A 6,503-nucleotide genomic window follows, 5' to 3' on the forward strand; every position below is an offset into this window, starting at 1 on the left:
GTCACCGACGCGGATCCGCCGGGTGCTGACGGTGTCACGCCTCTTGGCTCCGGTCATCGTGCCGCTCGCCTACCGGGCAGCCATCGCCGCTCGGGGCCTGATCGACCAGCGTCGCGCCGACCGGCTCGGCATCCCGTTGACCCAGATCGGTCAGTTCTCGGGGCAAGGCGCTCGCCTCTCCGCCCGCGTTGCCAGCGCCGAACGATCGCTTCGGACGGTCCAGGAAAAGAACCCGAAAGACGCCGAAACCAAACAGTTCGTCGCTGCCATCACGGAACGCCTGCGCGATCTATCGGCGGCTATCACCACCGCGGAAAACATGCCCACGTCGCGCCGCCGCGGCGCACATGCCGCGATCGCCAAACAGCTCGACGGCATCGAAGCCGACTTGATGGCCCGGCTGGGGGTAGCCTGACCGCCCGCCGCTCGGTCAGGCGTGCCCTGATCCTAACCGCGACTGCTGCAACGCTTTTCGTCGGCGCAGCCGTCGGCATTGCTCCCGCCGGGGCGCATGTCCATGCCAGCAGCGACAACCCTGTGCGCGGCGGCATGGCCATCGTCACTTTCCAGGTGCCCAACGAGTCCCCGACCGGTGCTGCCACTACAGCGGTCAGCATCACCCTTCCCACCGGAAGCTCCGCGCGGACCGAAACCCTGCCGGGGTGGACGGCCACGCTGGACCGGGACGCCGCATCAGGCACCGTGCGGTCCGTCACCTGGACCGCCGCGGAGAACGGCGGTATTCCCCCCGATCAGTTCGGGCTGTTTCGGATCTCGCTGAAGCTGCCCGACAGCGACGCTGTGACGTTCCCGGCCACCCAGACCTACGCAGATGGATCTGTGGTGCGCTGGGACGAGCCGCCGCTGCCCGGCGCAGCCGAACCGGAGCATCCGGCGCCCCGGCTCACGCTCGTGGCCGGGCGACCGGCACCGCCACTAGCCGCGCAGGAACCAACTGCCCGGCAGCCAAAAGGATCGCCCGACAACACCGCCCGCCTGCTCGCCGGAGGCGCCCTGTTGGTCGCCGCACTGGGCGTGGGCATGGCGCTGCCCCGGCGGCGGTCATAACGCTCATGACCCGCGCAGCACGCGCACTCACGGCGGGCCTGGCGCTTGCCGCGATGCTGTGCGTTGGCGCGTGGCACGCGCAAACGGCTGCCGCCCATGCCGTGCGGGTATCCGCCGATCCCCCGGAAAACGCCGTGCTGACCGTCGGCCCGGCCCGGGTGAGTGCCACCTTCAACGAGCCGATGCAGACCACCTTCGCGGCGATGACGGTCGTCGGCCCGGATGGAAACCTGTGGTCGTCCGGCCAACCGCAGGTGACCGGTGCGGTGGTCAGTGTCGGTCTACGACCGTTGGGTCCGGCCGGCACGTACACGGTGAACTACCGAGCGACGTCGGCGGACGGCCACGTGGTGTCCGGCTCCTGGTCGTTTCGTTTGACGGCGCCTGGTACCGGGGCGCCTGGCCCCCCGGCGTCCTCCGGTGACAGCTCGTCAGGAGCCGTCCCGGCTTGGCCGTTCGCAGTCGGTGCGGTGGTGCTCGTCGCCGGCGGCGCGCTTTGGGCTGCCCGACGCCGGCGCTGAGGCTTCGGCCGTCTCGGGCGTCCTGGCATGATGGGGTTCGACTGCTGGTGTACGCGACTGGCGCACGCGACGAAATCTGCAAAGGAGCAGCCGCATGGCAGACCCGCAGGATCACCCGGAAAAGGCACCCGGTGCTGCGCCCACGCCGCCTGCGCCGCCAGCCGACGAGACAGCACCTGCGGCGCCAACCGACAAGACGCCGCCCGCCGATATAGCTCCTCCCCCGCCGCCGGCTGACCACGCGTCGGCACCTGCGCCACAACCTGAAAAGGCGCCGCCACCGGCAGCCAGCACGTCGCCGGCCGGAAAGCCACCGCAGAAGGCGGCCAAGAAAGCGCCCGCCAAGAAGGCACCCGCCAAAGCCGCGAAGAAGGCCCAGAAAGCACCGGCCAAGAAAGCGCCCGCGAAGAAATCGCCCGACAAGCCCGACAAGCCCGACAAGAAACCGCCGGAGAAGAAGGCGCCGCCCGTCAAGGCTGAGCCGGCGGGACCGAAACTAGCCGGCCAGCCGCCTGCCGCCCCGCTCGAAACCAACGGCCAGCTTGCCGCAGGCGCCAAAGAGGCTGCGGCCCAAGCAAAGTCGACCGTGGAAACAGCTGACAACCCGGTTTCCCCACCAGCGGCCGCGCTGTCGGCTGTTCGCTCACCGGTGCCGCTAGCGGTCGCGGTCGCCATCGGCCTGCTCATGCTGCTGCTGATCCGGCAGCTACGCCGCCGCTGAGCCGGTCGGCTGGCGGCTTGCAATAATGCCGCGGTGCCTGTGACTTTCCGCCCCACCGCCGACCTCGTCGACGACATCGGTGACGACGTGCGCAGCTGCGACATGCAGTTCCGCCAATTCGGTGGTCGCATCCAGTTCGCCGGACCGATCAGCACCGTGCGCTGTTTTCAGGACAACGCGTTGTTGAAGTCGGTGCTCTCCGAGCCCGGCGACGGTGGAGTACTGGTGATCGACGGCGCCGGCTCACTGCACACCGCTCTGGTCGGCGACGTCATCGCCCAGCTGGCACATGACAACGGATGGGCTGGGCTGGTCGTGCACGGCGCGGTACGCGACGCTGCCGCGCTCCGTGGCATCGACATTGGCATCAAGGCGCTCGGCACCAACCCTCGCAAGAGCACCAAGACCGGCGCCGGTGAGCGCGACGTCGCGCTGAGCTTGGGCGGTGTGACGTTCGTGCCCGGCGATCTCGCCTACAGCGACGACGACGGCATCGTCGTCGTCAGCGCAGCAGCCCCGGTCTAGCGCACGAAGCCGGATTAAGCCGCAACGGCCAGCCGGTGCTTGCTGAAGTACAGGGCCTCGTCGTCGACCCGGCCGCGCCGGATCAGCTGAAGGTCCAGCAGGTAGTTCTGCTTCAGTCGCCACGGCATGCGGTCGCCCGCTTTGGGCAGGTAGTCCAGCGCTCGCAGCACGTATCCCGGGGTGAAGTCCATCAGCGGGCGCTCGTCCACGGCGTCGCCGGGGTGCTGGGGCACCACGGTGTCGAAGCCGTGCTTGTCCATGTGGTTGAGCAGCCGGCAGACGAACTCGGACACCAAGTCGGCCTTCAGAGTCCAGGACGCGTTCGTGTAACCGATGGTGAACGCCATGTTCGGCATCCCGGTCAGCATCATGCCCTTGTAGGCCATAGTCTCGTTGAGCTCGACCGGCACGCCGTTGCGCCGGATCGCGGCGCCGCCGAACAGCTGCAGGTTCAAACCCGTTGCGGTGATGATGATGTCGGCTTGCAGCTCCTCACCGGAGGACAGCCTGATGCCGGTCTTGGTGAACCGGTCGATGGTGTCGGTGACGACATCGGCTTTGCCGTGGCGGATGGTGCGGAACAAATCCCCGTTAGGCGCCAGGCACAACCGCTGGTCCCACACCTTGTAGCGCGGGCCGAAGTGCTTCTCGACGTCATAGCCCTCGGGCAGACGCCGGGTAGCCATCTGCATCAGCACCTTGCGCATGTAGTTGGGGAACCGCCGCGACAGCTGGTACTGAGCGGTGCTGAACGCGATCGCTTTCCACCGGTTCGCGACATGCGCCGCTTTCTCCGGAAGCAGCCGGTTGGCCCGCTCGGCGAAGGGGTCCACCTCAGGCAGCGAGCCGATATATGTCGGTGAGCGCTGCAGCATGGTCACGTGCCCGGCGCCCGTGTTCACCAGCGCGGGAATCAGGGTCACCGCCGTGGCGCCGGACCCAATCACGACGATCTTCTTGTCGGCGTAGTCCAGGTCCTCCGGCCAGTGCTGCGGGTGCACGATGGTGCCCTCGAAGTCGTCCGCGCCTTCAAATTTCGGTGAGTAGCCCTCGTCGTAGTTGTAGTAGCCGCTGCATGCGAACAGGAACGAGCAGCTGATCTGGCTCTGTTTGCCCTCGCTCTCGACGGTGACCGTCCAGCGATTGTCGGCGTCGGACCAATCGGCGGCCACCACGCGGTGGCGGTAACGGATGTGCTGATCGATACCGTTTTCGGCCGCGGCTTCTTTCAGGTAGGCCTTGATCGACGCGCCGTCGGCGATCGACTTGGCCGAGCGCCACGGCTTGAACCGGAAGCCCAGCGTGAACATGTCCGAGTCGGAGCGGATGCCCGGGTACTTGAACAGGTCCCAGGTGCCGCCGAGATCGTCGCGGCGCTCCAGGACGGTGTAGCTCTTGCTCGGGCAGCGGTTCTGCAGATGCCACGCCGCGCTGATGCCGGAGATGCCGGCTCCCACGATGACGACGTCAAGGTGTTCAGTCATGCCCCCACGGTATCAACAGCGTGTCGAGTGAGTCAACATGATGTCGAATTTGTCGACATGGAGTAAAGTAGTGGTCGTGACTACCGCCACCCGTGCTTCTCACAGTCGGCGTTCGGCCCGCCCGTCGGGCGACGACCGTGAACTGGCCATTTTGACCACGGCCGAACGACTGCTGGAGAAGCGCCCGCTCGCCGACATCTCCGTCGACGACCTGGCCAAGGGGGCTGGCCTTTCCCGTCCCACCTTCTACTTCTACTTCCCGTCCAAGGACGCGGTACTGCTGACCTTGTTCGAGCGGGTGATCGTCGAGGCCGACTCCGCTCTCGAGAGCATGGCCGCCAATCCGCCGGCCGACATCAAAACCTTGTGGCGCACCGGCATCAACCTGTTCGTCGACACGTTCAGCGCGCACCGCGGAGTGTCGCTGGCGGCCAATGCCGCGCGATCCAACAAGGAGATCGGTGAGCTGTGGTCGCGGTTCATGCAGAAGTGGGTGGACCACACTGCCACGGTGATCGAAGCGGAGCGCGCCAGGGGCGCGGCGCCGGTCACGCTGCCGGCGCGCGATTTGTCCGCGGCGCTGAACCTGCTGAACGAGAAGGTGATGCTGAGTTCCTTCGCCGAGGAGCAGCCCTCGGTACCGGACGAGCATCTGCTCGAGACGCTGGTGCACATCTGGGTCACCAGCATCTACGGCGAAGCTGGTTAACTGTCGCCCCTGCGTGCGAACATATGTTCGTGCGAGCTTTTGCTTGTCACCAGGCGTCGATCCTGCACGCGGACCTGGACTCGTTCTACGCGTCGGTCGAACAGCGCGACGACCCGGCGCTGCGGGGCCGGCCGGTCATCGTCGGCGGCGGCGTGGTGCTGGCCGCCAGCTATGAGGCGAAGGCCTACGGCGTGCGCACCGCAATGGGCGGCGCTCAGGCGCGCCGGTTGTGCCCACACGCGGTCGTCGTTCCGCCCCGCATGAGCGCCTACACGCGTGCCAGCGACGCGGTGTTCGAGGTGTTCCGCGCCACCACCCCGCTGGTCGAGGCGGTCTCGGTGGACGAGGCGTTCCTAGACGTCGGCGGGCTGCGACGGGTCTCCGGGACACCGGTGCAGATCGCCGCGCAGTTGCGCGCCGATGTGCGTGAGCGGGTCGGGCTGCCGATCACGGTCGGCGTGGCCCGCACGAAGTTTCTGGCCAAAGTGGCCAGCCAGGAGGCCAAGCCGGACGGATTGCTGCTGGTGCCGCCCGATCGGGAGCTCGCGTTCCTGCATCCGTTGCCGGTGCGCCGGTTGTGGGGCGTGGGCGCCAAGACCGCCGAGAAGCTGCACGCACACAGCATCGAAACCGTCGCCGACGTCGCCGAGCTCAGCGAGTCGATGCTGGCCTCGTTGGTCGGTGGGGCGATGGGACACCGGCTGTATGCGCTGTCCCGCAACATCGATCAGCGCCGCGTCACCACCGGCGTACGTCGCCGATCGGTGGGCGCCCAGCGTGCGCTCGGTCGCGCCGGCACGGCTATGTCACCCGCCGAGGTCGACGCCGTGGTGATCACCCTGATCGACCGGATCACCGGCCGCATGCGAGCGGCCGGGCGCAGCGGGCGAACCGTCGTGCTGCGGCTGAGGTTCGCCGACTTCAGCCGCGCGACGCGGTCACGGACCTTGCCGTGGGCGACGTCGTCGACGCAACCCCTCCTCGCCGCCGCCCGGCACCTGGTGGCTGCGGCCAGCCCCCTGATTGCGGAGCGCGGCCTGACCCTCGTCGGCTTCGCGGTATCGGAGATCGACCGCAGCGGCGCGGAACAGTTGATGCTGCCGTTCACCACCGAGGCGCTGCGGCCGCTGGCCATCGACGCGGCAGTCGACCGGGTGCGGCGTCGCTACGGCAAGTCGGCGCTGACCCGCGCGGTGTTGGTGGGCCGAGATCCCGGCCTGGAGATGCCGCACCTGCCGGACTGACCCGGCTGCGTGATGATTGGCAACTCCGGCGGCTACGCCGCTGTCCAGGCGAGCAGCTTGTCCACCGGCCAGGTGTTGACGATCCGGTCGGCGGGCACCCCGGCGTCGAGGGCACGCTGTGCGCCGTAGCCGAGAAAGTCGAGCTGCCCCGGCGCGTGCGCATCCGTGTCGATGCTGAACACGCACCCGATCTCCAGCGCGAGGTTGAGCAGACGCGTCGGAGGGTCTCGG

The 6,503-nt window shown here is 68.0% G+C and carries 8 protein-coding genes and 1 pseudogene; 7 read left to right on the top strand and 2 right to left on the bottom strand.

The features are described from left to right. From VFA16_RS21685 to rraA, 5 genes are all read left to right on the top strand, one after another. Positions 1–415 (top strand): DUF6474 family protein (locus VFA16_RS21685; protein WP_324969811.1); only part of this gene is annotated, 415 nt, incomplete at its 5' end. After that, positions 412–1,068, top strand: coding sequence for a YcnI family protein (locus tag VFA16_RS21690; protein ID WP_414687783.1), 657 nt, complete (start codon positions 412–414; stop codon positions 1,066–1,068). The genes VFA16_RS21685 and VFA16_RS21690, both read left to right, overlap by 4 nt. A 5-nt stretch (positions 1,069–1,073) precedes the next feature. After that, complete coding sequence (locus VFA16_RS21695) at positions 1,074–1,589, top strand: copper resistance CopC family protein (RefSeq protein WP_414687782.1); 516 nt, start codon at positions 1,074–1,076, stop codon at positions 1,587–1,589. A gap of 211 nt (positions 1,590–1,800) precedes the next feature. Beyond that, complete coding sequence (locus VFA16_RS21700; protein ID WP_324969819.1) at positions 1,801–2,310, top strand: nucleoid-structuring protein H-NS; 510 nt, start codon at positions 1,801–1,803, stop codon at positions 2,308–2,310. Between the two features lie 33 nt (positions 2,311–2,343). Further along, complete coding sequence (gene rraA, locus VFA16_RS21705; RefSeq protein WP_324969812.1) at positions 2,344–2,835, top strand: ribonuclease E activity regulator RraA; 492 nt, start codon at positions 2,344–2,346, stop codon at positions 2,833–2,835. Between the two features lie 14 nt (positions 2,836–2,849). On the opposite strand, the gene VFA16_RS21710 is transcribed toward rraA, so the two are convergent. Further along, positions 2,850–4,319: an NAD(P)/FAD-dependent oxidoreductase gene (locus VFA16_RS21710; RefSeq protein ID WP_324969813.1), complete on the bottom strand. Its 1,470-nt coding sequence runs from the start codon at positions 4,317–4,319 to the stop codon at positions 2,850–2,852. Between the two features lie 70 nt (positions 4,320–4,389). Here VFA16_RS21710 and VFA16_RS21715 point away from each other — a divergent pair, with 70 nt between their 5' ends. Both VFA16_RS21715 and dinB read left to right on the top strand, forming a co-directional pair. Next, positions 4,390–5,028 carry a TetR/AcrR family transcriptional regulator gene (locus VFA16_RS21715; protein ID WP_324969814.1) on the top strand — a complete coding sequence of 213 codons (639 nt, stop codon included), beginning with the start codon at positions 4,390–4,392 and terminating at the stop codon, positions 5,026–5,028. 23 nt (positions 5,029–5,051) lie between these two features. After that, on the top strand, positions 5,052–6,272 hold the full coding sequence (gene dinB, locus VFA16_RS21720) for a DNA polymerase IV (protein WP_324969815.1): 1,221 nt from the start codon (positions 5,052–5,054) through the stop codon (positions 6,270–6,272). A gap of 32 nt (positions 6,273–6,304) precedes the next feature. On the opposite strand, the pseudogene VFA16_RS21725 reads toward dinB, so the two are convergent. Further along, a pseudogene (locus VFA16_RS21725) lies at positions 6,305–6,503 on the bottom strand (PHP domain-containing protein); the annotation flags it as partial.

The sequence above is a fragment of the Mycobacterium sp. genome (genome assembly GCF_035653355.1).
In the GTDB taxonomy this organism is placed as follows: domain Bacteria; phylum Actinomycetota; class Actinomycetes; order Mycobacteriales; family Mycobacteriaceae; genus Mycobacterium.

Coding starts and splice junctions, on each gene's coding strand:
- VFA16_RS21695 (WP_414687782.1), top strand. CDS start 1,074: ATGACCCGCGCAGCACGCGCACTCACGGCGGGCCTGGCGCTTGCCGCG.
- VFA16_RS21710 (WP_324969813.1), bottom strand. CDS start 4,319: ATGACTGAACACCTTGACGTCGTCATCGTGGGAGCCGGCATCTCCGGC.
- dinB (WP_324969815.1), top strand. CDS start 5,052: ATGTTCGTGCGAGCTTTTGCTTGTCACCAGGCGTCGATCCTGCACGCG.